Annotated in this window: 23 protein-coding genes; 13 read left to right on the forward strand and 10 right to left on the reverse strand. The window is 72.9% G+C overall.

Features of this window, described 5'->3' with window-relative positions:
• Nucleotides 1-36: 36 nt before the first annotated feature.
• Nucleotides 37-840 carry an SAM-dependent methyltransferase gene (locus ACIRPP_RS21135; protein WP_403644949.1) on the forward strand — a complete coding sequence of 268 codons (804 nt, stop codon included), beginning with the start codon at nucleotides 37-39 and terminating at the stop codon, nucleotides 838-840.
• Nucleotides 841-974: 134 nt separating this feature from the next.
• Here the strand turns inward: ACIRPP_RS21135 and ACIRPP_RS21140 are convergent, their stop codons facing one another.
• The 3 genes from ACIRPP_RS21140 to ACIRPP_RS21150 form a co-directional block, all read right to left on the reverse strand.
• On the reverse strand, nucleotides 975-2465 hold the full coding sequence (locus ACIRPP_RS21140) for a glutamate synthase subunit beta (RefSeq protein WP_403644951.1): 1491 nt from the start codon (nucleotides 2463-2465) through the stop codon (nucleotides 975-977).
• Nucleotides 2466-2621: 156 nt separating this feature from the next.
• On the reverse strand, nucleotides 2622-3101 hold the full coding sequence (locus ACIRPP_RS21145) for a DUF1772 domain-containing protein (RefSeq protein WP_403644954.1): 480 nt from the start codon (nucleotides 3099-3101) through the stop codon (nucleotides 2622-2624).
• A 152-nt stretch (nucleotides 3102-3253) separates the two neighbouring features.
• On the reverse strand, nucleotides 3254-3955 hold the full coding sequence (locus ACIRPP_RS21150; protein ID WP_403644957.1) for a DUF2293 domain-containing protein: 702 nt from the start codon (nucleotides 3953-3955) through the stop codon (nucleotides 3254-3256).
• A 43-nt stretch (nucleotides 3956-3998) separates the two neighbouring features.
• On the opposite strand from ACIRPP_RS21150, the gene ACIRPP_RS21155 reads away from it, so the two are divergent.
• The 3 genes from ACIRPP_RS21155 to ACIRPP_RS21165 all read left to right on the forward strand — a co-directional run bounded on the left by ACIRPP_RS21155 (nucleotide 3999) and on the right by ACIRPP_RS21165 (nucleotide 6178).
• Entirely contained in the window at nucleotides 3999-4631 is a 633-nt protein-coding gene (locus ACIRPP_RS21155; RefSeq protein ID WP_403644960.1) for a uridine kinase, read from the forward strand.
• Between the two features lie 138 nt (nucleotides 4632-4769).
• Entirely contained in the window at nucleotides 4770-5189 is a 420-nt protein-coding gene (locus ACIRPP_RS21160; protein ID WP_403644963.1) for a CBS domain-containing protein, read from the forward strand.
• A 191-nt stretch (nucleotides 5190-5380) separates the two neighbouring features.
• The gene (locus ACIRPP_RS21165) at nucleotides 5381-6178 is read left to right on the forward strand and encodes a methyltransferase domain-containing protein (RefSeq protein ID WP_403644965.1); all 798 of its coding nucleotides are present in this window, start codon (nucleotides 5381-5383) and stop codon (nucleotides 6176-6178) included.
• Between the two features lie 510 nt (nucleotides 6179-6688).
• Here ACIRPP_RS21165 and ACIRPP_RS21170 read toward each other — a convergent pair.
• Complete coding sequence (locus tag ACIRPP_RS21170) at nucleotides 6689-7672, reverse strand: carbohydrate kinase family protein (RefSeq protein ID WP_403644968.1); 984 nt, start codon at nucleotides 7670-7672, stop codon at nucleotides 6689-6691.
• A gap of 2 nt (nucleotides 7673-7674) precedes the next feature.
• Complete coding sequence (locus ACIRPP_RS21175; RefSeq protein ID WP_403645320.1) at nucleotides 7675-8583, reverse strand: pseudouridine-5'-phosphate glycosidase; 909 nt, start codon at nucleotides 8581-8583, stop codon at nucleotides 7675-7677.
• Between the two features lie 101 nt (nucleotides 8584-8684).
• Between ACIRPP_RS21175 and ACIRPP_RS21180 the strand changes: the two genes are divergently transcribed.
• Entirely contained in the window at nucleotides 8685-9113 is a 429-nt protein-coding gene (locus ACIRPP_RS21180; protein WP_403644971.1) for a VOC family protein, read from the forward strand.
• 36 nt (nucleotides 9114-9149) lie between these two features.
• Here ACIRPP_RS21180 and ACIRPP_RS21185 read toward each other — a convergent pair whose 3' ends face one another.
• On the reverse strand, nucleotides 9150-9704 hold the full coding sequence (locus ACIRPP_RS21185; RefSeq protein ID WP_403644974.1) for a methylated-DNA--[protein]-cysteine S-methyltransferase: 555 nt from the start codon (nucleotides 9702-9704) through the stop codon (nucleotides 9150-9152).
• A gap of 126 nt (nucleotides 9705-9830) precedes the next feature.
• A complete protein-coding gene (locus ACIRPP_RS21190; RefSeq protein WP_403644977.1) occupies nucleotides 9831-10700 on the reverse strand; it encodes a glycerophosphodiester phosphodiesterase in 870 nt (289 codons plus the stop codon).
• A gap of 288 nt (nucleotides 10701-10988) precedes the next feature.
• On the opposite strand from ACIRPP_RS21190, the gene ACIRPP_RS21195 reads away from it, so the two are divergent.
• The 6 genes from ACIRPP_RS21195 (at nucleotide 10989) to ACIRPP_RS21220 (ending at nucleotide 19760) form a co-directional block, all read left to right on the forward strand.
• On the forward strand, nucleotides 10989-11852 hold the full coding sequence (locus ACIRPP_RS21195) for an MHYT domain-containing protein (protein ID WP_403644979.1): 864 nt from the start codon (nucleotides 10989-10991) through the stop codon (nucleotides 11850-11852).
• Nucleotides 11853-11925: 73 nt separating this feature from the next.
• Nucleotides 11926-14067, forward strand: a complete 2142-nt coding sequence (uvrB, locus tag ACIRPP_RS21200; RefSeq protein ID WP_403644982.1) for an excinuclease ABC subunit UvrB — start codon at nucleotides 11926-11928, stop codon at nucleotides 14065-14067.
• Nucleotides 14068-14267: 200 nt separating this feature from the next.
• The gene (locus tag ACIRPP_RS21205) at nucleotides 14268-14846 is read left to right on the forward strand and encodes a TerD family protein (protein ID WP_403644985.1); all 579 of its coding nucleotides are present in this window, start codon (nucleotides 14268-14270) and stop codon (nucleotides 14844-14846) included.
• A gap of 273 nt (nucleotides 14847-15119) precedes the next feature.
• Nucleotides 15120-17111: a TerD family protein gene (locus ACIRPP_RS21210; protein ID WP_403644988.1), complete on the forward strand. Its 1992-nt coding sequence runs from the start codon at nucleotides 15120-15122 to the stop codon at nucleotides 17109-17111.
• A gap of 285 nt (nucleotides 17112-17396) precedes the next feature.
• Nucleotides 17397-18392, forward strand: a complete 996-nt coding sequence (locus ACIRPP_RS21215) for a TerC/Alx family metal homeostasis membrane protein (protein WP_403644991.1) — start codon at nucleotides 17397-17399, stop codon at nucleotides 18390-18392.
• Nucleotides 18393-18659: 267 nt separating this feature from the next.
• Nucleotides 18660-19760 (forward strand): calcium:proton antiporter, encoded by a 1101-nt coding sequence (locus ACIRPP_RS21220; protein WP_403644994.1) that lies wholly within the window; start codon nucleotides 18660-18662, stop codon nucleotides 19758-19760.
• 30 nt (nucleotides 19761-19790) lie between these two features.
• Here ACIRPP_RS21220 and ACIRPP_RS21225 read toward each other — a convergent pair whose 3' ends face one another.
• Nucleotides 19791-20837, reverse strand: a complete 1047-nt coding sequence (locus ACIRPP_RS21225; protein ID WP_403644997.1) for a S66 peptidase family protein — start codon at nucleotides 20835-20837, stop codon at nucleotides 19791-19793.
• A 107-nt stretch (nucleotides 20838-20944) separates the two neighbouring features.
• Here ACIRPP_RS21225 and aroQ point away from each other — a divergent pair, with 107 nt between their 5' ends.
• Nucleotides 20945-21418 carry a type II 3-dehydroquinate dehydratase gene (gene aroQ / locus ACIRPP_RS21230; RefSeq protein ID WP_403645000.1) on the forward strand — a complete coding sequence of 158 codons (474 nt, stop codon included), beginning with the start codon at nucleotides 20945-20947 and terminating at the stop codon, nucleotides 21416-21418.
• A gap of 237 nt (nucleotides 21419-21655) precedes the next feature.
• On the opposite strand, the gene ACIRPP_RS21235 is transcribed toward aroQ, so the two are convergent.
• On the reverse strand, nucleotides 21656-22312 hold the full coding sequence (locus ACIRPP_RS21235) for an MBL fold metallo-hydrolase (RefSeq protein ID WP_164332687.1): 657 nt from the start codon (nucleotides 22310-22312) through the stop codon (nucleotides 21656-21658).
• A gap of 88 nt (nucleotides 22313-22400) precedes the next feature.
• A complete protein-coding gene (locus ACIRPP_RS21240) occupies nucleotides 22401-23087 on the reverse strand; it encodes a maleylpyruvate isomerase family mycothiol-dependent enzyme (RefSeq protein WP_403645004.1) in 687 nt (228 codons plus the stop codon).
• Nucleotides 23088-23309: 222 nt separating this feature from the next.
• On the opposite strand from ACIRPP_RS21240, the gene uvrA reads away from it, so the two are divergent.
• Entirely contained in the window at nucleotides 23310-26369 is a 3060-nt protein-coding gene (uvrA, locus tag ACIRPP_RS21245) for an excinuclease ABC subunit UvrA (RefSeq protein WP_403645007.1), read from the forward strand.
• The last annotated feature ends 44 nt before the right edge of the window (nucleotides 26370-26413 follow it).

The following is a 26413-nucleotide window of genomic DNA, read 5'->3' on the forward strand; positions in this document are numbered from 1 at the left end:
GATCACCAACCCTTGCAGAGACTTACGGAGTCCTTCATGACCGGACGACCCCCCGCCGGCATCGACACCAGCAAGCCGCACCCGGCCCGCATGTACGACTGGTACCTGGGCGGCAAGGACAACTACCCCGTCGACGAGGCCATGGGCCGGCAGATGCTCGGCCTCGACCCGAGGGTGCCGGTGATGGCCCGGGTGAACCGCGCGTTCATGCACCGGGCCACCCGGTGGCTGGCCGGCCGGGGCATACGCCAGTTCCTCGACGTCGGCACCGGCATCCCCACCGAGCCCAACCTCCACCAGATCGCCCAGGGCGTCGCCCCCGACGCGCGGGTCGTCTACTGCGACAACGACCCCATCGTGCTGGCCCACGCGGAGGCCCTCCTCAGGGGCACGGACGAGGGCGTCACCGAGTACCTCCAGGCGGACGTGCGCGACCCGGACACCATCCTGGACGCCGCGCGGAAGGTCCTCGACTTCAGCCGGCCCGTCGCGCTGTCCCTGATCGCGCTGCTGCACTTCGTCCCCGACGAGGACGGCGCGCACGACCTGGTCGCCCGGCTGATGGCCCGGCTGCCCTCCGGCAGCCACCTGGTGATCACCCACGCGACGGCCGACTTCACCCCCGAGGAGTCGAAGGCGGCCACCGAGCAGCTCAAGGCCGCGGGAGTCACCCTGGCCCTGCGCTCCCGCGAGGAGTTCACCCAGTTCTTCGACGGCCTCGACCTGGTGGAGCCGGGCGTCCGGGTCCCCCACGAGTGGCACCCCGAGCTGGGGGAGCCGGTCGCCGGCCAGGACGACGGGGTCATCCCCGGCTACGGCGCGGTCGGACGCAAGCCCTGACACCGCCCGCCCCCGCGGGGGGAGCGGGAGCCCGCGCGTCGTTCGCGGGGGCGCCCGAGTGGCCCGAGCGGATCGTCCCGCGCGGTCGTCCCGCTCTCCCCGGCGGGCCGGGCCATCGGCCCGGCCCGCCGCACTCAGGCCGTCATCGGGCGGTCGTACGGGCCGATCGGAGCCGGGAGGCGGGACGTGCCGCCGGTGAGGTGGCGGTCGACGGCCGCCGCGACGGCGCGGCCCTCAGCGATCGCCCACACGATCAGCGACTGTCCGCGCGCGGCGTCCCCGGCCGCGAACACCCCCGGTACGTTCGTCGCGAAACCGGCGTCCCGGGCGAGCGTCCCGCGGGGCTCCAGCTCCAGCCCCAGCTGGGCGATCAGACCGTCCTCCCGGTCCGGCCCGGAGAACCCCAGCGCGAGCAGCACCAGGTCGGCGGGCAGGGCGCGCCCGCTGCCCGGCACGGCGCGGCGCTCCGCGTCCACCTCGACCAGGTGCAGCCACCGCACCCGCCCGTCCGCGTCCCCGGAGAAGCGCAGCGTGGACGCGGCGAACAGCCGCGCGTCGGCGTCCGCCGACGGCGCGGTCCCGAGCTCCCCGGCCTCCTCGTGCGCGACGGACAGCCGGTAGAGCCGGGGATACGTGGGCCACGGCTCGGTGTCCTCGTCCCGCTCGGTGCCCGGCCGGCCGTAGATGTCCAGTTGGGTCACCGACGCGGCGCCCTCCCGCACCGCGGTCCCCAGGCAGTCGGCGCCGGTGTCACCGCCGCCGACGATGACGACATGCCGGCCGGCGGCCGACAGCGGCGACACCTCCAGGTCGCCCTGGCACACCCGGTTGGCCAGCGGCAGGTACTCCATCGCCTGGTGAATGCCCGTCAGCTCCCGGCCAGGCACCGGGAGTTCGCGCCAGGCCGTCGCCCCCGTGGCGATCACCACCGCGTCGTAGCGGTGCCGCAGCGCGGCCGCGTCCACATCGCGTCCGACCGCGGTGCCCGTACGGAACTTCGTGCCCTCGGCGCGCATCTGCCCGATGCGCCGCTCCAAGTGCCGCTTCTCCATCTTGAACTCGGGGATGCCGTACCGCATGAGCCCGCCGATCCGGTCGTCCCGCTCGTACACGGCGACCGTGTGCCCGGCCCGGGTCAGCTGCTGGGCCGCGGCCAGCCCGGTGGGGCCCGAGCCGATCACCGCCACCGTCCGCCCGGACAGCCGCTCCGGCGGGGCGGGCGGCGCGAAGCCCTCCTCGAAGGCCCTGTCGGCGATGGCACACTCGACGTTCTTGATGGTGACGGCCGGCTGGTTGATGGCGAGCACACACCCCGCCTCACAGGGCGCCGGACACAACCGGCCCGTGAACTCGGGGAAGTTGTTGGTCGCGTGCAGCCGTTCCGCGGCGGCCCGCCAGTCGTCGCGGGAGACCAGGTCGTTCCACTCCGGGATCAGGTTGCCCAGCGGACACGCCTCGTGGCAGAACGGCACACCGCAGTCCATGCACCGGTCGGCCTGCGGACCGATCAGCGGCAGCAGCGCCCCCGGGACGTACACCTCGTCCCAGTCCTGGACGCGCTCCTCCACGGGCCTGCGCGGCCATTCCCGGCGGGGAGTGGTGAGGAAACCCTTGGGATCGGCCATGGCCGTGTTCCTTGCGTGGGCGGGGGCAGGCCGTGCGGCGTCGGGCGGCACTCTTCCGGTTCACGATACGTCGCACCCCGCCGCTCCGCAGAGCGCCGGACGGTCCCTCCCGCCGTCCCGCCGTCCCGCCGTCCCGCCCGGGGCCGCGCCCGCGCCTCAGGTGAGCGCCAGCACGTACGCCAGGGCGGCCCCGGCGGACGCGACCGTGCGGACGTGGTTCCACCGGGTCCACTCGCGGACGTAGCCGGGCCAGTACGCCGCCGCCTCCGCGGTGCCCGGGTCGAGCCGGGCCAGCGCCTCGTTGCGCGGCACGTTCGCCGCCACCGTCACCCCGAACGCGCCGAAGAGGTACAGCACACTGCCCACCAGCAGCTCCGCGCCGCCCGCCGGCGGCCACACCACCACCGTCACCACGGCGATCACCGCGCACAGCACCGCCGAGCCGAGGAACAGCAGCATGAACGCCGCCGTCACCGCGGCCTGGTTGACCGCCCGCATCGCGGCCACACCCTGCGCGGCCGGCAGCGCCGCCAGCCCCTTCATCACGAACGCCGAGAAGGCGCAGAAGACCCCGGCCACCAGCGCGGTGCCGAGCACCCCCGCCACCGCCAGCACGAAGTACGGTCCCTCGATCACGTCGTCGCCTCCCGCCTGCCGCCCGGGCCGGTGGCCCGGCGCACCCGCCGTCATCACCAGTGAAGCCGGGCGCGGAAGCCCTGCCCATGGCCGAGGGACGCGGGGGCATGCGCGAGCGTCCAGGGCGGGCCGCGACCCGGCCGCCCCGGGCCTCACCCGGTGGACTGCTGCCCGGGCCGCGCCCAGCCGGTCAGCACCGTCTCCACGGCCGCCGCGATCCGCCGCCGCGCCTCGTGCCGGGGCACGCCGCTCATCAGCAGCCGGTCGTAGGGAGTCTCCAGATGCCGTACGGACGCCACCACCGCCGAGATCACCGCCCGCTCGGACAGGGCCCGCCCCGCCGCGCTCCGGCCGACCCGCCCGCTGCCCCGCACCGAGGCGTGCGCGGCGACGGCCCGGGCGCGCTCCTGCGGGCAGCCGGGGAACAGGCGCAGGATCTCCGCCGCGAACGCCTCCGTGAACCGCGCGTCCTCGGCGGCCCGGCGCCGGGCGTCGCGCATCCGGCGCCGCCGCCGTGCCTCGGCGTCCGCCGGACACCGCCGTTCGGCACGGGCCAGTGCCTCCTCCTCGACCAGCACGCCCTGCCGCTCGTACCGGCCCTTGCGCCGGCTGAACCGGACGACCACCGCCGACAGGGCGCTCTCCTCCCGCGCCCTGCGGGTCAGCGCGGTGTCGCCGCGCGGCAGGAGGACCAGGTGGCCGAGGTCGGCGCAGTCGAGACAGCGCGGCGCTCCGTTCTCCAGGACGACCAGCGGGAGGGGGCCACGGCGGCAGGCGGCACAGTGGCGTCGTCCGGCGGCCTGGTGGACGACAAGTCCTACGGGGAGGGAGGGAGTTGCGCGGGACGACGCCATGGTTGATTCGTTCCCCTCCCGGCGGCTGACGCATCATGGCCGTGTGCGACTGGAAGCGATCACCTGGGAGCGGCTCGGCGATCTCCTCGCCGACCGTCTGCTGGACCTGCGGACGGCCGACGGCGGTCCCTGGCCGCGGGTGGCGCTCGACGGTGCCCCGGCCGGGCGGCCGGGAGAGCTCGCCCTGCGGGTCGCCGAGGCGCTGCGGGTGCGCGGGCGGGCGTCGCTCGTGGTGGCGACCGACGGCTTCCTGCGCCCCGCGTCGGTCCGGCTCGAGCACGGCCGCCAGGACGTCGACTCCTACTACGACGGCTGGTACGACACCGGGGCCCTCTGGCGCGAGGTGTTCGGGCCGCTCGAACCGGACGGCAGCGGCCGGATCCTCCCCGACCTGCGGGACCCGGTCACCGACCGGGCCACCCGCAGCGCCCGCGTGCCGCTCCCGCCCGGTGGTGTCCTGCTGCTGCACGGTCCCCTCCTGCTGCGTCACTGGTTCCCCTTCGACCTGAGCGTCCACCTCGAGCTGTCCGCGGGCGCCCTGCGCCGCCGCACCCCCGAGGCCGAGCACTGGACCCTGCCGGCCTTCGAGCGCTACGCGCAGGAGACCGACCCGGCCGGCACCGCCGACGTCCTGGTACGGGCCGACGACCCGCGCCGCCCGGCCTGGCGGGGCTGAGCCGGGGCCACCGCGCGGCACGCGTCGGGGCCGGTGCCTCCGCATGCGGGCGGGGGACCGCACGGCCACAATGAAGGGCGTCGGGACTCGCGGTGCGCTCCCGCGCCGCGCCGGCCGGCCGGAACCGGGAGGTACTTCATGACCACCGCCGGAGACATCACGCACCGCGGCGCCCAGTGGATCCCCGCCCACGAGACCCTCGACCGCGCGGCCCAGCTGATGCGTGAACTGAACGTCGGAGCCCTGCCGATCAGCGACGAGAACGAACGGCTGTGCGGCATCCTCACCGACCGCGACATCGTCATCGGCTGCGTCGCCATGGGGCACGACCCCGCCCGGGTGACCGCGGGGGAGATGGCCAAGGGCACACCCCGCTGGATCGACGCGGACGCCGATGTCGGCGAGGTCCTCCAGGAGATGCAGGAGCACAGGATCCGCCGGCTGCCCGTCATCCAGGACAAGCGACTGGTCGGCATGATCAGCGAGGCCGACCTCGCCCAGCACCTGACGGAGGACCAGATCGCCACCTGGGCCGAGAAGGTCTACGCCCGGCGGTAGCCGTCTCCCGGTACGTCACACCTCCCGTCACGCCTCTCGTCCCCCGTGGCACGTCAGTCTGCCAGGACCTCGCCGAGCCCGTCGGACCTGTGGGAGAGCGGTGTTCCGCTTGGTTCCCGGCTGTGGACGAATCGGCTCCACGCGTCGCGTCCACCGCTGGGAACATCACGGATAAATGGGATGATCGCGGCATGATGCGATCCGACGGGAACCTGCTCGACCACCGGCCGGACGAGGCGGCGGAGCGCCTCGACGCCTTCGCCGCGCTCTTCGACCCCACCACGTTCCGCCATCTCGAAGCCATCGGCACCGGTCCCGGCTGGCGCTGCTGGGAAGTCGGCGCCGCCGGCACGTCGGTGCTGGCCTGGCTGGGGAGACGGGTCGGCCCGACCGGGCGGGTCCTCGCCACGGCCACCGACCCGGCGCGCCTGTCGGCCGCCGCCCGGCCGCCGGTGGAGGTGCGTGCCCACGACATCGCCACGGAGGAACCGCCCGCCGAGGGAGGCTTCGACCTGGTGCATGCGCGGCTCCCGTTCCTCGGCGCGGCGGAACCCGAGCGGGTCATCCGGTTCATGGTCCGGGTACTTCGGCCCGGCGGGCGGCTGCTGGTGGAGGACACCGACCCCGCGCTCCAGCCCCTGCTCTGCCCCGACGAGCACGGCCCCGAACAGCAGCTCGCCAACCGGCTGCGGAACGGCCTGCGACGGCTCCTCGCCGACCGCGGGACGGACCTCGCCCAGGGCCGCCGCCTCCCGCGACTGCTGAGGGAGGCGGGCCTGAGCGGCGTGCGGGCCGACGTGTACTTCCCCCTGGCCGCACCGGAGTGCGCCGCCCTGGAGTCCGCCACCGTGCGCCTGGTGCGCGACCGGCTCGTCGGGGCCGGCATCGCCACCGCCCAGGACGTCGACCGCCACCTCGCGAACGTCGCCGCGGGCGCCCTGGACCTGTCCACCGCACCCCTGGTGACGGCGTGGGGACGCAAGCCCTGACGGGTTTTCGCAGGCAACGGAGCACTGCACTTCCCGGCACGCGGGCACGCGGGCACGCGACACGCGGCGGGGGCCCAGGACGGACGACCGGAGCGGATGCCGTAGAGCAGACCGATCTGCGGAACGGGTCCCGGGCGCCGACAGCCGGCACCGACACCCGGGCACCGACCACTGGGGACGGCACTCGGGACTGGCACCTGCGAACGGCCCCGAATCGGATCCCAGGAACCGCCCCAGAACTGCCCCGGAACCCGACCCGGGGGCCGCCCCCGGGGGAGATGCCCTCCGGTGCCCAGCCGTTCGACCAGGCGGCCCGGCCCGCATGGCGTCGTCAGCCGGGGCGGCGGCGACCCGCCCACGCCCTGCACGGGCCCGGTCCGCGCGGCGCCGTCAGTCGGGCGGAGCGGTTGGTTCGGGTGCGCTGTGCTCGCGGCCGGTCGGCCGGGCGAGGCGGGTGGGCGGGGCGGGCGATCCGCCCACGACCTCCACTGGCCGGCCCGCGCGGCGCCGTCAGTCGGGCGGAGCGGCGGGTGCGGGTGCGCCGGGGGCCCGCGGCCGGTCGGCCGGGCGGGGTGGGCGACCGCCCACGACCTCCACCGCCCGCGCCCCCGCACGGCAGCCCTCCCGGACCGCGTCGGCTTCGTCGGCGCCCGACAGCAGCGCGGCGAGGAACGCGCCCGTGAACGCGTCGCCCGCGCCCGTGGTGTCCCGAGCGCGGGCGGTCACGGCGGGGACCCGGGCCCGCACCTCACCGTTGCGCGCCAGCAGCGCCCCCTGCGCGCCGCACGTGACCGCCACCAGGGCGATGTCCCGGCTCAGCGCCGCCGCCGCCTCGGCCGGGTCGGACAGCCCGGTCAGCAGGCACGCCTCGTCCCGGCTGGGCAGCAGCACGTCCACCCCCTCCACGAGGGCCAGGAACCGGTCCGCGCCCAGACCGGCGAGGAAGCCCGCCGAGGCCGGATCCAGGCTCACCGGCACCCCGCGCGCCCGAGCCGCCTTCAGGGCCACCGCGACGAAGGCGCGTCCCGTGTCGGAGAACAGCGGATAACCCGACAGGTGCAGCCGGGCCACCCCGTCCAGCAACGCCTCGGACCAGTCACCCGGTTCCAGACGCAGCGACGCCCCGCTGTCCGTGAGGAAGGTCCGCTCACCCGCCGCCTCCTCGTCGACGAGGCAGATCACCGTGCCGGTGGGGGCCGTCTCGTCGACGACGAGCAGCGGCCGCACCCCGTGCACGGCCAGCTCCCGCTCGTGCCAGGCCGCCGAGTCGGCCCCGACCCGGCCGAGCATCCGCACCTCCCCGCCACCCGACCGGGCGGCCCAGCAGGCCACGTTGGCCCCGGCACCGCCGGGCACCCGGCGGACCGACGCCACCGTGTCCGTGCCCGGCGCGAGCGGACCACGGTGCCGGGCGACCACGTCCGTGACGACGTCGCCGACGACCAGCAGCGCACCGCCGCCCGCGCGCGCCCCGGCCGCACGCCCCGCGGGCACGCTCACGTCCCGGCCCGCGCCGCCGCGATCCGCGCCGCCAGCCGCACGTTGCCCCGCACCGCCGCCAGGTTGGCGGCCAGGGAGGCGCCGTCGGTGTGCCGGACCAGGTGGTCCAGCAGGAACGGGGTGACCGCCTGCCCCGTGACGCCCCGCTCCGCGCAGGCGCGCAGCGCCTCGGACAGCACCCGCGCGTGCACCGCGGGATCCAGCTGCTCCTCCTCGGGCACGGGGTTGGCCACGATCAGCGCCGACGCGGGCCCGCCCAGCGCGTCCTGGGCCCGCATGACGTCGGCCACCTGCGCGGGCGTGTCCAGCCGCCAGTCCACGGGGTGGCCCGAGTCGGACAGGTAGAAGCCGGGGAACCGGTCCGTGCCGTATCCGGCCACCGCCACCCCGAGGGTCTCCAGACGCTGCAACGTGGCCGCCACGTCCAGGATCGACTTCACGCCCGCGCACACCACGGTGATCCGGGTCCGCGCCAGCAGCCCCAGGTCGGCCGACTCGTCCTGGGTCACGGTCCATTCCCGGTGCACCCCGCCCAGCCCGCCCGTCGCGAACACCCGCACACCCGCCAGCGCCGCCAGCAGGGCGGTGGCCGAGACCGTGGTCGCCCCGCTCGCCCCGCGGGCCGCCGCCAGGGCTAGGTCGCGGTGGCCCAGCTTGCGTATCCCGTCCTCGTTGGCGACCCGCTCCAGCTGTTCCTTGTCCAGGCCGACCCGGGGCACGCCGTCCAGCACCGCGACGGTGGCGGGCACGGCGCCCTCCTCCCGCACCGCCGCCTCCAGCTCCACGGCCACCTGCAGATTGCGGGGACGGGGCAGCCCGTGCGCGATGATCGTGGACTCCAGCGCCACCACCGGCCGGTCCGCGTCGAGCGCCTCCCGCACCTCTCCCGACACCCTCAGCACCACGTGCCCGCCTCCCGTCAGCCGCTCCTTCCTCATCTCTGGCGACCCGCGCGCCCGGTCAAACCCCTTGCACGTCGGCGCGGGCATCACCCAGCCTGGGAGCCATGACGGACCACACGGCACGCCTCGACCACGTCGTCCTCTGGGTGCGCGATCCCGTCGCCGCCGCGCACTTCTACGCGGAGGCCGTCGGGCTGGAACCGGTCCGGCTCGCCGAGTTCTCCGCCGGAGCGGCCCCGTTCCCCTCGGTGCGGGTCAACGACGAGACGATCATCGACCTCATGCCGGCCGAGATGGCGCGCCGCATGACGATGCTGCCCGGCGCCGCCGACAGCTCGGGCCACCCCGTCAACCACGTGTGCCTGTCCCTGCCGGCCGCCGGCTTCGACGCGCTGCGCAGCCGTCTGGAGGAGCGCTCCGTGCCCCTGACGGACTTCTCCCACGACTCCTTCGGCGCGCGCGGCCCCGCGAAGCGCAGCTTCTACTTCCGGGACCCGGACGGCAACGTGTTCGAGGCGCGGCACTACGACTGACCCGGCGCGTCCGCCCAGGGGTGCCGGCCCGGCCGGTCAGAACAGCGGCTCGGGCAGGACCCCCTCCAGGGCCAGCAGCCGCCGCTTGGTCTCCAGCCCGCCGCCGAAGCCGCCGATCCCGCCGTCGCTCTCCACGACGCGGTGACACGGCACCACCACCGGCAGCGGGTTGGCGCCCATCGCCATGCCCACGGCCTGGGCACCGCCGGGCCGGCCCACCCGCCGTGCCAGGTCGCCGTAGCCGACCACCTCGCCGTACGGCACCCCCGTGGCCAGCTCGCGCAGGACCGCCCGGTTGAAGCCCGAGATCAGCGACCAGTCCAGCGGCACCTCGAAGTCGTGCCGTTCGCCGGCCAGATATGCCTCGACCTGGCGTATCGCCTCGGCCAGCAGGGGAGAGCCGGGATCCTCGACCGGTGCCGTGCCGAGCCTCGACGCCAGCCGCTCCAGCGCGCGCTCGCGCACCGGGCCGGTGGCGTGGAACACGACGTTGACCAGGCCCGCCCCGGTGGCGGCCAGCAGCAGCGGACCGATCTCCGTGTCCACGACGGCCCACACCGGTGGCTGTCCGTCCCGCGCATCACTGCTCATGCGGACCACGGTACGGCCCGCCACTGACATTGATCCTGATACTCAGCCGGGGCAGGGGCGACAGCGGGCCCGCGGCCCCGGCCCGCGCGGGTGACGGCGCCCCGGAGCCGGCCGGGCCCGGCCGGTTCAGCCGCCCACCGCGTCCCGGACCACGTCCGGCGTGTTGCTGATGATGCCGTCGACGCCGTACCCGGCGACCCGCCGCGCGGCGGCCGCGTCGTTCACGGTCCAGGTGAGCACCTGCATCCGCGCGCCGTGCGGTCCGGCAAAGGACTGCACGGCGGCGACGTAGCCGCTCGTCAGGGAGGAGTGCGACGGGTTGATCTGGTCGGCGAAGGCCGCGTACCCCGGCAGGTCCGCCACCGGCGGCGTGCCGAGCAGGCCCGTCTTCACGGCGGGCTTCAGCTCGTGGACGGTGCGCACACTGGCGGCGTCGAAACTCTGCACGACCAGCCGGTCCCGCACGTGCTGCCGGTCCAGCCAGCCCTCGTTGCTGAGCACCTTCAGGGTCTCCTGCTCGATGCCCGGGTACAGCTCGGGGTTCTTGAGCTCCAGCAGGAGCTTCTGGCCGTGCTTCTCCACCCGGCGCACGAACTGCTCCAGCGTCGGCACGCGCGTGCCCGCGTAGGACGGCGAGAACCAGCTGCCCGCATCCAGGCGGGCGATCTCCGCGGCGGTGAAGTCCTTCACCTTCCACGGGGACCGCCCCGGGAAGACCTCCTCGGCATCGGTGGTGCGCCGCAGGTTGTCGTCGTGGACGACGACGAGGGTGCCGTCCTTGGTGCGCTGTACGTCGTTCTCCACCCACTCGATGCCCAGCGCCGCCGCCCGGTCGACGGCCGCCAGCGTGTTCTCCGGCGCGTACCCGGAGGCGCCCCGGTGGGCGACGACGAGGGGAACCCCCGCCGGGGCGGCCCCCGCGGGGGAGACGGGGAACAGGAGGGCGGCGGCCCCCAGGAGTGCGGTGATCGAGGCGGCGACCGGGCGCGCGTGCATACGTACTCCTCACGTGCAGCAATGGAAACGTCACGGACAGTTCCACTGTGACACCGGACGGCCGACGTGAAAGGTGCACAAGGTGGCCACAGAATGAACGCGACTCCTCCCATGCCGCACACCACTGGCGCACAACTGGGGCAAGGGCGTGTTTCTTTACCGGAAAGTCGTTCGACCATTCCGGTGGAGGTCATACTCTCTGCGTCAACCCTGACCGCCGGTGCGGTCCTGGGAGGGGGGCCACAACAGGAGTTCCAGGGCGAAACAGGGCGGGAAGGGCAGCCGCGCATGCAAGGCACGGTCGACGGTTTCAACTACGGTCTGGTCACACCGCTGGTGGCCTACCTCATGGCCTGCCTCGGCGGAGCCCTGGGGCTGCGCTGCACGGTCCGGTCCCTGACCGCGACCGGGCCCCGGCGCGCGGCCTGGCTGGCCCTGGGCTCGGCGGCGATCGGCTCGGGCGTGTGGACCATGCACTTCATCGCCATGATGGGCTTCACCATCGAGGGCACCCCGATCCGCTACGACCGGGCGATGACCTTCTCGAGCCTCGCCGTCGCCGTCGTCATGGTGGGCATCGGCACGTTCATCGTCGGCCACCGTGGGGCGTCCGGCACCGCCCTGTTCACCGGGGGCACCATCACGGGGCTGGGCATCGCCTCCATGCACTACCTGGGCATGGCGAGCATGCACCTCGACGGGACGCTGGAGTACAACACCCTCCTCGTCGCCGCGTCCGTCGTCATCGCCATGGCGGCCGCCACCGCCGCCCTGTGGGCGGCCGGCCAGGTCAAAGGGTTCCTGTGGAGCGTCGGCGCCGCCCTCGTCATGGGCCTCGCGGTCACCGGGATGCACTACACCGGCATGGCCGCCCTGGAGGTGCACGTGCACGGCACGACCGCCCCCGCCACGGGCGAGTCCGCGGCCGCCCTGCTGGGGCCCATGCTGATCGGGCCGCTGGCCTTCCTCGGCCTCCTCGGCCTGCTGGTGGTCTTCGATCCCCTGGTGATCACCGGGCGCCCCGCCCCCGCGCCCGCCGAGCACCGGCCGGGCATCCCGGCCCACCCCGACCTGCACCACTCCCCGGCACGCCACCGGCTGCGCGCCCGCGGACCCGTCGAACACCGCCCCCGCACCGCGCAGAAACGCTGACCCCTCCGCGCGCGGGGGGCGCCCGGCCGCCGGTCCGCGCCCGTTGTCAGTGGCGGGTCGTACGGTTGATGGCATGCGGCCCGTTTCCCACATCGAACGCACGGTGGCGCCCTTCGAGGTCGTCAGCCCCTACCAGCCGAACGGCGACCAGCCGGCGGCCATCGCCGACCTCGCCCGGCGCATCGAAGCCGGTGAGAAGGACGTCGTGCTGCTGGGCGCGACCGGTACCGGCAAGTCCGCCACCACCGCGTGGATGATCGAAAAGCTCCAGCGCCCCACCCTGGTGATGGCGCCGAACAAGACGCTGGCCGCCCAGCTGGCCAACGAGTTCCGCGAACTCCTGCCGAACAACGCGGTCGAGTACTTCGTCTCGTACTACGACTACTACCAGCCCGAGGCGTACGTCCCGCAGTCGGACACCTACATCGAGAAGGACTCCTCGATCAACGAGGAGGTCGAGCGGCTGCGGCACTCCGCGACCAACTCGCTGCTCACCCGCCGGGACGTCGTCGTGGTCGCGTCCGTGTCCTGCATCTACGGCCTGGGCACCCCGCAGGAGTACGTGGACCGCATGGTCCCCCTCCGCGTCGGCGACGAGGTCGACCGCGACCAGCTGCTGCGCCGCTTCGTGGACATCCAGTACACGCGCAACGACATGGCCTTCAGCCGCGGCACCTTCCGCGTCCGCGGGGACACCATCGAGATCTTCCCGGTGTACGAGGAGCTGGCCGTCCGCATCGAGATGTTCGGCGACGAGATCGAGGCGCTGTCCACGCTGCACCCGGTCACCGGCGAGATCGTCAGCGACGACCAGCAGCTCTACGTCTTCCCCGCCTCCCACTACGTCGCGGGCCCCGAGCGCATGGAGCGCGCGGTCAACGACATCGAGAAGGAGCTCGCCGAGCGCCTGACCGAGCTGGAGAAGCAGGGCAAGCTGCTGGAGGCCCAGCGGCTGCGCATGCGCACCACCTACGACCTGGAGATGCTCCGCCAGATCGGCAGCTGCTCCGGCGTCGAGAACTACTCGATGCACTTCGACGGCCGCCTGCCCGGCTCCCCGCCCAACACCCTGCTGGACTACTTCCCGGACGACTTCCTGCTCGTCATCGACGAGTCCCACGTCACCGTCCCGCAGATCGGCGCCATGTACGAGGGCGACGCCTCCCGCAAGCGCACCCTCGTCGACCACGGCTTCCGGCTCCCCTCGGCCCTGGACAACCGTCCCCTGAAGTGGGAGGAGTTCCAGGAGCGCATCGGCCAGACCGTCTACCTGTCGGCCACCCCCGGGCAGTACGAGCTGTCCCGCTCCGACGGCGTCGTGGAACAGATCATCCGCCCCACCGGCCTCGTCGACCCGGAAGTGGTCGTCAAGTCGACCGAGGGCCAGATCGACGACCTGGTGCACGAGATCCGCACCCGCGTCGACAAGGACGAACGCGTCCTGGTCACCACGCTCACCAAGAAGATGGCCGAGGACCTCACCGACTACTTCCTGGAGCTCGGGATCCAGGTCCGCTACCTGCACAGCGACGTCGACACCCTCCGCCGGGTCGAACTGCTTCGGGAACTGCGCAGCGGCGAGTACGACGTCCTCGTCGGCATCAACCTGCTTCGTGAGGGCCTCGACCTGCCGGAGGTCTCCCTGGTGGCGATCCTGGACGCCGACAAGGAGGGCTTCCTGCGCTCCGGCACATCCCTGATCCAGACCATCGGCCGCGCCGCGCGCAATGTCTCCGGCCAGGTCCACATGTACGCGGACAAGATCACCCCGGCGATGGAGAAGGCCATCGACGAGACCAACCGCCGCCGGGAGAAGCAGATCGCGTACAACCAGGAGAACGGCATCGATCCCCAGCCGCTCCGCAAGAAGATCAACGACATCGTCGCCCAGATCGCCCGCGAGGGCGTCGACACCGAGCAGCTGCTCGGTACCGGCTACCGCCAGCAGCGCAAGGACGGCGGCGGCACCAGGACGCCCGTGCCGGCTCTCGGGGGCAAGGCCGCCAAGGGCGCGAAGGGCGGACGGGGCAAGGCCGCGGAGAGCGTGCCGACGGACCGCCCGGCCGCCGAGCTCGCCGGGCAGATCGAGGAGCTCACCGCCCGCATGCGGGCCGCCGCGGCGGACCTCCAGTTCGAGATCGCGGCCCGGCTGCGCGACGAGGTCTCCGAAATGAAGAAGGAGCTGCGGCAGATGCGGGAGGCGGGCCTGTCCTGACCCGCGCGTGACGGCGCCGGCCCGCGGCGGGGGCGGGGCGGCGCCCCCGCCGTCCCACCCGCCGCGGCCGGGCACGGGCTGTGTTGCAAGACCGACACAAAGTGCGCTCCCGGGTACGTCACTGTCAGTGCCCCTGCGTAGGGTTCTCGACAACCGCGGCTTTCGCGGCAACAGGGGACGTCCGAGAGGGGAATCAGCGCGTGACCGTCAACATGACCAAGGGTCAGGCCATCAGTCTGCAGAAGAACGACGGCGGCAGCCTGACCGCGGTGCGCATGGGTCTCGGCTGGCAGGCGGCTCCCCGTCGCGGCCTGTTCGGCTCGCGCACCCGGGAGATCGACCTGGACGCCTCCGCCGTCCTGTTCGCCGACAAGCAGCCGGTCGACGTCGTCTTCTTCCGCCACCTCGTGAGCGACGACGGCTCCGTACGCCACACCGGTGACAACCTCGTCGGCGGGGTCGGCCAGGGCGGCGACGACGAGGCCATCCTCGTCGACCTGTCCCGCGTCCCGGTCCACATCGACCAGATCGTCTTCACCGTGAACTCCTTCACGGGCCAGACCTTCCAGGAGGTCCAGAACGCCTTCTGCCGCCTGGTCGACGAGACCAACGGCCAGGAGCTGGCCCGCTACACGCTGGCCGGCGGCGGCGCCTACACGGCCCAGATCATGGCGAAGGTGCACCGCGTGGGCACCGGCTGGTCGATGACGGCCCTGGGCAGCCCGGCCAACGGCCGCACCTTCCAGGACCTGATGCCGGCGATCCTGCCGGTCCTCTAGGCCATGTCTTTCGGAGCACTCCGACTCGGATCGCCGGTGCCTTGACGGTGCCGGTGAGCGGGGCCCGGTGCGTGCAGCTGCACGGCGGGGGAGAGCGTCGATGCGGAGCATCGGCAACCGACGACAGCGCGGCTGGGGGTGCCCCCTCCGGGGGAGTGCGTGCCTCACCCCGCGGCCCCGGGGTGATCCGAAGACACGGCCGCCCAGGTCCGGTGCCGGGGCGGCGGATCCCGGCGGACCACACCACATACGCGACACAGGGGGAAGAAGGCGATGACGGCCGAGCTGGTGCGGGGACAGAACCACCCGCTGTCCCGGTCCCGTCTGGAGGTCCGGGTCTCGGCCGGCACGCCGGTCGTGGCCTCGGCCGCGCTCGGTGACGCGTCAGGCCGGATCCACGGCGTGGACTGGGTCGCCCACCCGGGCGCGCCCACCCAGCCCGGCCTCGAGGTGCCCCGGCAGGCGGCCGCCGACCACCGTCTCGCGGTGGACCTGGACGCCATGCCCGACGCCGTGCACCGCGTCAGCGTGCTGCTCTCCCTGCCGTCCGCGGGCGGCGGACCGGGCCCCGTCCGGTTCGGCGCCGTCGCGGCCCCCTTCGTCGCCGTCACGGGCCTGGACGGCACCGAGGTCGCCAGCTACACCATCACGGGGCTGGACAGCGAGACGGCCGTCATCGCCCTGGAGCTCTACCGGCGGCAGGGCGCCTGGAAGGTGCGCGCGATCGGGCAGGGATACGCCGGCGGCCTCGCCGAACTCCTCACCGACCAGGCCCTGCCCGAGGCGCAACAACTGGCCGCCGACGTGCACCGGGCCACCGCCCAGTCGCTCGCCCGCTCCGTGCAGGCCCCGCCGCCCCGCCCTGCGGACGGCGAGCGGTCCCGCCAGGCCGCCGCCCCCGCGCTCGGCCCCGACCAGGGCGGCACCGCGGCCCGGAGCACCTCCGGCCCCGCCACCCCGTCCCACGGCGACCGCCCCCAGCCGGGCGCCGCGCAGCCGGGCCACACCGCGGCGGGGGACCCGTCCCCGGCCGCGTCCGGCGGCCGCGTCGACTACAGCCACCCCCGGCGGCAGAGCGCCGCGCCGCCCCCGCCGCCGCCTGCCGCCCCGCCGACCCGGCCCGGGGAACCCGCCCGGCCCGTGGCCGGCGACGCGACCGGCTGGTCCATGGACGAGCGGCTCTACAACCAGGTCTGGGGCATGTTCGAGGACCTGGCCCGCACCACCGCCGCCTACCGCAGCGCGGTCGACTTCGCCGAGTCGCGCATGGACAAGGAGCTGGAGCAGGTCCTGTCCGACCCGCGCAGCCGGATCGGCGGCCAGGCCGATGCCGCGCGCGAGGCCGCCCGTGCCCGCCGGGACCAGCTCGTCGAGCAGGCCCGCGACGTGCTCGACCGGGACCTCGCCCAGCTGGTCGCCGAGGCCGAGGTCGTCGAACCGGCGCTGCCCCCGGCCTTCGCGCGCTGGGACAACCCCGTCTGGCACGCCTACCGGGTCCCGATGGAGATCCCCATGGCCCTGCGGCTGGGCGACCTCCACCTCCCGGAGGCCGGCCGGGTCCGCATCCCGATGCTGCTCCGGCTGCCCCTGGAGCGCGGCCTGTGGATCGACAGCGGGCGCACCGAGGGCCTCGACGGCTCCTTCACCGACGCGCACGACCTGCGCCGCCTCGCCGTGGAGACGGCGGTGGCGCACGCCGCCCGGCTGCTCGCGGTGTACCCGGCGGGCGAGTTCACGGTGCACGTCGTCGACCCGGCCGGATCCGGGGCGCAGGCGCTGGCCCCGCTCACCGGGACCGGGGTGCTGGCGGCCCCGCCGGCCCAGGGCGCCGCGGGCGTGACGGACACGCTGGCCAGGCTCATCGAGCGGGTCGACCTGGTGCAGATGGCGCTGCGCGCGGGCGCCGCGGACTCGCTGCCGCCGGGCTTCGACACCTCCCAGCAGCTCCTGATCGTCAACGACTTCCCGCACGGCTTCGACGACCGGGCCGTCAACCAGCTGCGGTACCTCGCCGACGAGGGCCCGGCCGTCGGCGTCCACCTGATGATGGTGGCCGACCGGGAGGACGCCGCCGCCTACGGGCCGCTGCTCGACCCGCTGTGGCGGGGGCTGCTGCGGCTGACGCCGGTGGCCGACGACCACCTCGCCGACCCGTGGGTCGGCCACGCCTGGACCTACGAGCCGCCGCTCGTCCCGTCCGGCAGTCAGGTGCTCCAGCAGGTGCTCACACAGGTGACGGAGGCCCGGCGCGCCTGGAACCGGTGAGGTTCTCCGGGCAGCGCCAGGACCGACACACCGCCCCCGACCTGCGACTTGGAATTTCTTTTACCGTTCTCTTTACCAATCCTTGGTGATGCCGGTACAGTTCAACGGACGGAGGGGAGTACTCCCCATCTGTGCGGTGACCCCGTCAGTACGGATCAGGCCAGATCCCGGGGCGTCGGCCCGAGAGCTCCACGGGCGCTGTGAGAAGCGCCGGAGTCTCGGGTGGAAGAGACCTCCGGCAGCGACGACGCTGACACCTGTCCTGACGTATCTGCCGGAGGCGCAGTGGATGTTTCCCTGACCCTGTGGGTCCTGACGATCCTGGGCCTGGCGGCCCTGATCTCGGTCGATTTCTTCATCGGCCGCAAACCGCACGACGTGTCCATCAAGGAAGCCGGGATCTGGACCATCGTCTGGATCGTCCTGGCCGTGCTCTTCGGCATCGGCCTGCTGATCTTCGGCGGCGGACAGCCCGCCGGCGAGTTCTTCGCCGGCTTCATCACCGAGAAGTCGCTGAGCGTCGACAACCTCTTCGTCTTCGTCCTGATCATGGCGAAATTCGCGGTGCCCTCGCAGTACCAGCAGCGGGTGCTCCTCGTCGGCGTCCTCATCGCCCTGGTGCTGCGGGCGATCTTCATCGCCGCCGGTGCGGCGATCCTGGCCAGCTTCTCCTGGGTCTTCTACATCTTCGGTGCCTTCCTCATCTGGACCGCCTGGAAGCTCATCCAGGAGGCCCGGGCCGACGAGGAGGACGAGGAGTTCGAGGAGAACAAGCTGCTCAAGGCGGCCGAACGGCGCTTCGGCGTCGCCGACCGCTACCACGGCACCAAGCTGTGGATCGAGCAGAACGGCAAGCGGATCATGACCCCGATGCTGGTCGTGATGCTCGCCATCGGCACCACCGACGTGCTCTTCGCCCTCGACTCGATCCCCGCGATCTTCGGTCTGACCCAGGACCCGTACATCGTCTTCACGGCGAACGCGTTCGCCCTCATGGGGCTCCGGCAGCTGTACTTCCTGATCGGGGGCCTGCTGAGGAAGCTGGTCCACCTCTCCTACGGCCTGTCGATCATCCTCGGCTTCATCGGCGTCAAGCTGGTGCTGCACGCGCTGCACGAGTCCGGGGTACACGTGCCGGAGATCAGCATCCCCGTCTCGCTGGGCGTCATCTGCTCCGTCCTGGTGGTCACCACGATCACCAGCCTGCGGGCCTCCCGCAAGCAGGCGGAGGCCGCGGCCGCGCGGAGCGCGGGCGACGACAAGGACAGCATCGACGTGTGACCCGGACCGGGACCGCACCGGGAGCGGGGGCCGCATCGCGCCGCCACCCCTCCCGGTGCCGCCCCGTGCTCCGTCCCGGCCGCACACCGGCGGGCCCCACCGCACCACTCCGCGCCGCGTTCCGGCGCACCGGACCCACCCGACTCACACAAGGAGGCCATGCGCACTCATGACGACCCCGAGGCGATCAGGACGGCGAGACGGACGGGTGCTCGGAGCGCCGGTGAGCGGAATGCGGCAGGTCCACCCGTCTGCGACGATCGCCGCATGATCGCTCGGCTCAGGTCGCTCGCGGCGCGATGGACGATCCTGGTGCCGGCGCTGGCGGCCGTGCTGCTGGTCCTCACCTGGGGACGCGATCTCCCCGGCCTCGTCGTCGGTCTGGCGACCGTCGTCCTCGCGGGTGCCGTCCTGGCTGCGGTGCACCACGCGGAGGTCGTTGCCCACCGGGTCGGTGAACCGTTCGGTTCACTCGTCCTGGCCGTCGCCGTCACGGTCATCGAGGTCGCACTGATCGTCACCTTGATGCTGGACGGCGGCGACAAGAGCGCCACGCTGGCCCGGGACACCGTCTTCGCCGCCGTGATGATCACCTGCAACGGCATCATGGGGCTCAGCCTCCTGGTGGGTTCCCTGCGCCACGGCACGGCGGTCTTCAACTCGGAGGGCACCGGAGCCGCCCTGGCCACGGTCGCCACCCTGGCGACCCTCAGCCTGGTGCTGCCGACGTTCACCACGAGCCAGCCCGGCCCCGAGTTCTCCAGCGTGCAGCTCACCTTCGCCGCCATCTCCTCGTTGATCCTCTACGGCCTGTTCGTGGCCACCCAGACGGTGAGACACCGGGACTACTTCCTGCCCCTCACCCGTCAGGGCGAGGTCATCTCGGGCGAGGAACACGCCGAGGCACCCTCCAACCGCACGGCCCTGATCAGCCTCGGCATGCTGGGCCTCGCCCTGGTCGGTGTGGTCGGCCTCGCCAAAGGAGTGTCACCGACCATCGAGACCGGGGTGGACCGGGCCGGGCTGCACCACGCCGTCGTCGGTGTGATCATCGCCCTGCTGGTGCTGCTGCCCGAGACCATCGCCGCGGTGCGCGCCGCGCGCCGCGACCGCGTCCAGACCAGCATGAACCTGGCGCTCGGCTCGGCCATGGCCAGCATCGGCCTGACCATCCCGGCGGTCGCCCTCGCCTCCCTGTGGCTCTCCGGACCCCTGGTCCTCGGCCTCGGCAGCACCCATATGGTGCTGCTCGCCCTGACCGTCGTGGTGAGCGCGCTGACCGTGGTCCCGGGCCGGGCGACACCCCTGCAGGGCGGAGTCCACCTGGTGCTGTTCGCCGCCTACCTGGAACTGGCGATCAACCCGTAGCGCCCGTACGCCCCGGGCGCCGGGGCGGCGTCAGTAGGTGACGGTGATGCGCCGGGCGGGCCCGTCGACGCGCACCGTGCCCCCGTAGGGGATCACCACCTGCGGATCCGTGTGACCGAGGTCTACGTCGAAGACCACCACGGTGCCGGGGGTGTACGTCCGCACGGCGCGCAGCACGGCCTCCCGCTGCTCGGCCGCGTAGGCCGCGCCCTCCTCGGGACTGTGCCGGCGGTCGAGGAACCAGGTCTTCGGCCGCCCCCACAGCAGGGCCGGGAAGCGACCGAGGAGGCCCCGCTCGCCCATGTTCCGCAGGATGCGGAAGACCGTCCCGGCGCTCGGCATCTCCTCGGACGTCTCCAGGAAGAGGACCCCGCCGTCGTACTCCGCCGGGTCGTCGGCGACGTCCCGGCCCGCCATGAGCAGGTCGCCGACCGTCTCCAGGCTGCCGCCCCAGGTGCGGCCCTCGACCACCCGGTCCGCGTTCACCCACGTCCACCCCAGGCCCCGCCGGGTCTCCGGCTCGGTGGCCAGGGCGCCCGGGTCGGCCCAGTCCACGTCGACGTCCCGCCAGCGTTCGGCGGGCCGCAGCTCGTAGGGGCCCGGCGTGAACAGGGCGGCCCGCAGCGAGTCGGCCGTCTGCGGATGCAGGGCACCGGGCCGGCCCAGTTCCGGCATCACACTCGCCCCGTGGAAGCCGACGATGCCGCAGGAGCGCAGCCAGGCGAGCAGATGGGTGTTGTCGCTCATCCCGAAGAACGGCTTCGGGTGGGCCCGCACCATCTCCCGGTCCAGCAGCGGCAGCACGGTGATCTGGTCGTCGCCGCCGATCGCCGCCATCACCGCCTTGATGCCGGGGTCGGCGAACGCGGCATGCAGGTCGTCGGCACGCTGCCGGGGCGTCGAGCCCATGACCCGTGTCGCCGGGTACTCCACCGGCTCCAGCCCGTACTCCTTGCGCAGCCGCCGCAGGCCCAGCTCGAACGGGAGCGGGAACACCCCCGCCAGGCCGGAGGAGGGCGACAGCACGGCGATACGGTCGCCCGGCACGGGTTTCGGCGGGTACACGGCGTCGATCATGAGGTGAGCGTAGGACCCGGCGGGCACGCCGCGCACCGTGATAAACCGGGTCCCAGCGGCGGCCCGGCAGGCCCGCCCGCCCGCACGCCGAACGGACCGGAGGAACCGTGCCCCGCACCCTGGCCAACGCCCCGATCATGATTCTCAACGGCCCCAACCTGAACCTGCTCGGACAGCGCCAGCCGGAGATCTACGGGTCCGACACGCTCGCCGACGTCGAGACCCGGTGCGCCGAGGCGGCGGCCGTGCACGGCGGCACGGTGGACCTGCGCCAGTCCAACCACGAGGGTGCCCTGGTGGACTGGATCCACGAGGCACGGCTCGACCACTGCGGCATCGTCATCAACCCTGGCGCCTACTCGCACACCTCGGTCGCGATCCTGGACGCCCTCAACGCCTGCGACGGCCTGCCGGTGGTGGAGGTCCACATCTCCAACATCCACCGGCGCGAGGCGTTCCGGCACCACTCGTACGTGTCGCTGCGCGCCGACGGGGTCATCGCCGGCTGCGGTGTGCAGGGGTACGTGTTCGCCGTCGAGCGGATCGCGGCCCTCGCCGGTCCCGCCCGCGCCCACACCTGACCGGCCCGGCGGACCGTGCCGTCCCCCGTGGAGCCCGGCCTCCGGGCACGCGGTCCCGGCCGGCGCCGCACGGCGCGCCCCGCCCGGGCCGCCGGCCGAGGGCGGGGTGAGGACCGGCGGCCCGACCGCCGGGGAGCCGAGCTCCCGAGCGGAGTGTCACCAGTTGACTGCGCCGCGGCACACAACGGGAGCGCGCACGGCGCGCGGAAGCGTGCGAAGCCTTCACACGGGGTGTGTTCACCAGCCCCGCGCGCGCCACTCCGGCAGGTGCGGGCGCTCCGCGCCCAGGGTGGTGTCGTTGCCGTGGCCGGGGTAGACCCAGGTCTCGTCCGGCAGCACGTCGAAGATCTTGGTCTCGACGTCATGGATCAGGCGGGCGAACGCCTCCGGATCCTGATGGGTGTTGCCGACGCCGCCCGGGAACAGGCAGTCCCCGGTGAAGACGTGCGGATGCCCGTGCGGGTCGTCGTAGACGAGGGCGATGGAGCCCGGCGTGTGCCCCACCAGGTGCCGCGCGGTGAGCTCGACCTGCCCGACGCGGAGGGTGTCGCCGTCGTCGACCAGCACGTCGGTCGGTACGGGGATGCCCTCGGCGTCGTCCCGGCCGGCGTGGGTGCGGGCGCCGGTGGCGGCCACCACCTCGGCGAGCGCCTGCCAGTGGTCCCCGTGCCGGTGGGTGGTGACGACGGAGGCGATGCCGTCGTCGCCGATCGTGCCGAGCAGTGTCCCGGCGTCGTTGGCCGCGTCGATCAGCAACTGCTCGTCGGTGGCCCGGCAACGCAGCAGATAGGCGTTGTTGTCCATGGGGCCGACCGCGACCTTGGTGATCATCAGGTCCTTGAGTTCGTGCACGTCGGCTGGGCCGCCGACCGTCACCCGACCGCTGTACGTCATGGCCGTCAGCCTATAGCGCACGGCCCGCGCGGTCGCCCCCGCACATCGGCGGGGAGCGCACCGCGCGGCCCGTGGCGGGGACGGCGGGTTACAGCGGGGGCAGTACCGGGAGCGCGCCGTCCTTGACCGTCAGCCCCGACCCGTCGCGCCGGCCCGCGAGCCAGCCCATCAGGTCGGCCGGGGCCCCCTCCACGGTGACCGGCACGTCCCCCGTGCCGCCGGTCGTCCAGGAGCGGCCGTCGGCGGTCCGCAGCCGGGTGGCGGGCACGTCCGGGTGCCCGCGGAACCGCTCGGTCAGGAAGTCGATCTCCCGCTCGGTGAAGTCCGCGGGGAGATCTTCGAGCTCATGGCCGATGCCGAGGTCCACGTGGTGCAGGGCGACCTCGACCCAGCGCCGGAAGGGCAGGCGGGCCGCCCGGTCCGTGACGCCGTTGCGCAGTGCGACCGTGCGCTCCCAGTCGGACTCGGCCGCGCACAGCTCGTGGAAGCGGGCCGCGCTCTCCCGCACGTCGGCGAGCTGGTCGGCGAGCGGACGCGGGGCGTCCCGCTCGATGTCGGCCTCCCGCGCCTCGGCGGAGAGGTACATGGGGCGTCCCTGGAGGACGTTCACCAGGGCGTCCGCGTTGCGCGCGAGATGGGCCAGCACGTGGCCGCGGGTCCAGCCCGGCAGACGTGACGACTGGGTCACAGCGGCGTTGTCCAGGGCGGCGACGTCGCTCAGCAGCCGTTCCGTAGCGGCTTGTAGGGACGCCAGGTCATGAGCGTGATCATTCATGGAGCTGACACTAGTCGGGCCACACCTTCGGGTGAAGGTGGCAGGAAGCCGCCTTAAATCGAATGCACGTGCTATAAGGTCGTCGGTGGCGTCGGGCATGCTGGAGAGTCGGGGATTGTTGTCAACCCGTGAATCCGACCGGCGTTGTCAGTGGCTCCCCCTAGTCTGAGAAAGACGGGGGCCCCGCCCCTGTCACTTCTCTCAAGAAAGGTGCGGACCGGCGTGGCCGACCGTCTCATCGTCCGTGGAGCGCGCGAGCACAACCTCAAGAACGTCTCGCTCGACCTCCCGCGCGACTCGCTCATCGTCTTCACGGGCCTGTCGGGGTCGGGCAAGTCCTCGCTGGCCTTCGACACCATCTTCGCCGAGGGGCAGCGTCGCTACGTCGAGTCGCTCTCCTCGTACGCCCGGCAGTTCCTCGGCCAGATGGACAAGCCGGACGTCGACTTCATCGAGGGCCTGTCCCCGGCGGTCTCCATCGACCAGAAGTCGACCTCGCGCAACCCCCGCTCGACCGTCGGCACCATCACCGAGGTCTACGACTACCTCCGGCTGCTCTTCGCGCGCATCGGCAAACCGCACTGTCCCGAGTGCGGGCGCCCGATCTCCCGCCAGTCGCCGCAGGCCATCGTCGACCGGGTCCTGGAGCTGCCGGAGGGCAGCCGCTTCCAGGTGCTGTCGCCGCTGGTGCGCGAGCGCAAGGGCGAGTTCGTCGACCTCTTCGCCGACCTCCAGACCAAGGGCTACTCCCGCGCGCGGGTGGACGGCGAGACCGTCCAGCTGTCCAGCCCGCCCACGCTGAAGAAGCAGGAGAAGCACACCATCGAGGTGGTCGTCGACCGCCTCACGGTCAAGGACAGTGCCAAGCGCCGCCTCACCGACTCCGTCGAGACCGCCCTCGGCCTGTCCGGCGGCATGGTCGTGCTCGACTTCGTCGACCTCCCCGAGGACGACCCCGAGCGCGAGCGCATGTACTCCGAGCACCTGTACTGCCCGTACGACGACCTGTCCTTCGAGGAGCTGGAGCCCCGCTCCTTCTCCTTCAACTCGCCCTTCGGCGCCTGCCCGGAGTGCACCGGCATCGGCACGCGCATGGAGGTCGACCCGGAACTCATCGTGCCCGACGAGGACAAGAGCCTCGACGAGGGCGCCATCCACCCCTGGTCCCACGGCCACACCAAGGACTACTTCGACCGCCTGGTCGGCGCCCTGGCCGACGCGCTCGGCTTCCGTACCGACATCCCGTTCGGCGGTCTCCCGCAGCGCGCCAGGAAGGCCCTGCTGTACGGCCACAAGACGCAGGTCGAGGTCCGCTACCGCAACCGCTACGGCCGCGAGCGCCGGTACACCACGGCGTTCGAGGGCGCCATCCCCTTCGTCAAGCGCCGGCACAGCGAGGCCGAGAGCGACTCCAGCCGCGAGCGCTTCGAGGGCTACATGCGCGAGGTGCCGTGCCCCTCCTGCCAGGGCACCCGCCTCAAGCCGGTCGTCCTCGCGGTCACGGTCATGGGCAAGTCCATCGCCGAGGTCTCCGCGATGTCCATCAGCGACTGCGCGGACTTCCTGGGTGAGCTGAAGCTCACCGCCCGCGACAAGAAGATCGCCGAGCGCGTGCTGAAGGAGGTCAACGAGCGGCTGCGCTTCCTGGTCGACGTCGGCCTGGACTACCTCTCCCTCAACCGGGCCGCCGGCACCCTGTCCGGGGGCGAGGCCCAGCGCATTCGCCTGGCCACCCAGATCGGCTCCGGTCTGGTCGGCGTGCTCTACGTCCTCGACGAACCGTCCATCGGGCTGCACCAGCGGGACAACCACCGGCTGATCGAGACCCTGGTGCGGCTGCGCGACATGGGCAACACGCTCATCGTCGTGGAGCACGACGAGGACACGATCAAAATGGCCGACTGGATCGTCGACATCGGCCCCGGTGCCGGTGAGCACGGCGGCAAGGTCGTGCACAGCGGCTCGCTGAAGGAGCTCCTGGCCAACGGGGAGTCGCAGACCGGCCAGTACCTGTCGGGCCGCAAGGCCATCCCGCTGCCCGGCATCCGACGGCCCCTCGACCCGTCCCGCGCGCTCACCGTGCACGGCGCCCGGGAGAACAACCTCCAGGACATCGACGTGTCCTTCCCGCTGGGCGTGTTCACCGCGGTCACCGGCGTCTCCGGCTCGGGCAAGTCCACCCTGGTCAACGACATCCTCTACACCCACCTGGCCCGCGAGCTGAACGGCGCCCGGAACGTGCCGGGACGGCACACACGTGTGGACGGCGACGACCTCGTCGACAAGGTCGTGCACGTCGATCAGTCGCCCATCGGCCGCACCCCCCGGTCCAACCCGGCCACCTACACCGGCGTCTTCGACCACGTGCGCAAGCTGTTCGCCGAGACCACCGAGGCGAAGGTCCGCGGCTACATGCCCGGCCGCTTCTCCTTCAACGTCAAGGGCGGCCGCTGCGAGAACTGCGCGGGCGACGGCACCATCAAGATCGAGATGAACTTCCTCCCGGACGTGTACGTCCCGTGCGAGGTCTGCCACGGCGCCCGCTACAACCGGGAGACCCTGGAGGTCCACTACAAGGGCAAGTCCATCGCCGACGTCCTGAACATGCCGATCGAGGAGGCCATGCACTTCTTCGAGGCCGTCCCGGCGATCTCGCGCCACCTGAAGACGCTCAACGACGTCGGTCTCGGCTACGTCCGGCTCGGCCAGGCGGCCACCACCCTGTCCGGTGGTGAGGCGCAGCGGGTGAAGCTGGCCAGTGAGCTGCAGAAGCGCTCCACCGGCCGCACGGTCTACGTCCTGGACGAGCCCACCACGGGGCTGCACTTCGAGGACATCAACAAGCTCCTGAAGGTGCTGTCCGGACTGGTCGACAAGGGCAACACGGTCATCGTCATCGAGCACAACCTCGACGTGATCAAGACCGCCGACTGGATCGTCGACATGGGTCCCGAGGGTGGCTCCGGTGGCGGCCTGGTCGTGGCCGAGGGCACCCCGGAGGAGGTCGCCGCCGTGCCGGCCAGCCACACCGGGAAGTTCCTGCGGGAGATCCTCGGCGCCGACCTGGTCAGCGACGCCACCCCGGCCCGGCGTAAGGCGGCGGCGAAGAAGACCGTCGCGGCGGACGCGAACGCCCGGACGGCCACCGTCAAGGCGAAGACCGCCAAGACGGCCAGGACCGCGAAGACCGCCAAGGCGGCCGGCACCGCCAAGAGCGGCGAGTCCGCCACCACCGCGAAGAAGACCGCGGCGAAGCGGACGACGAAGGCGGCCAAGGCCTGACCGGCGCTCCCGCCTCGCCACGCACCGCATGCCACGCGCCCTGT

Source organism: Streptomyces sp. NPDC101219 (genome assembly GCF_044767675.1).
In the GTDB taxonomy this organism is placed as follows: domain Bacteria; phylum Actinomycetota; class Actinomycetes; order Streptomycetales; family Streptomycetaceae; genus Streptomyces.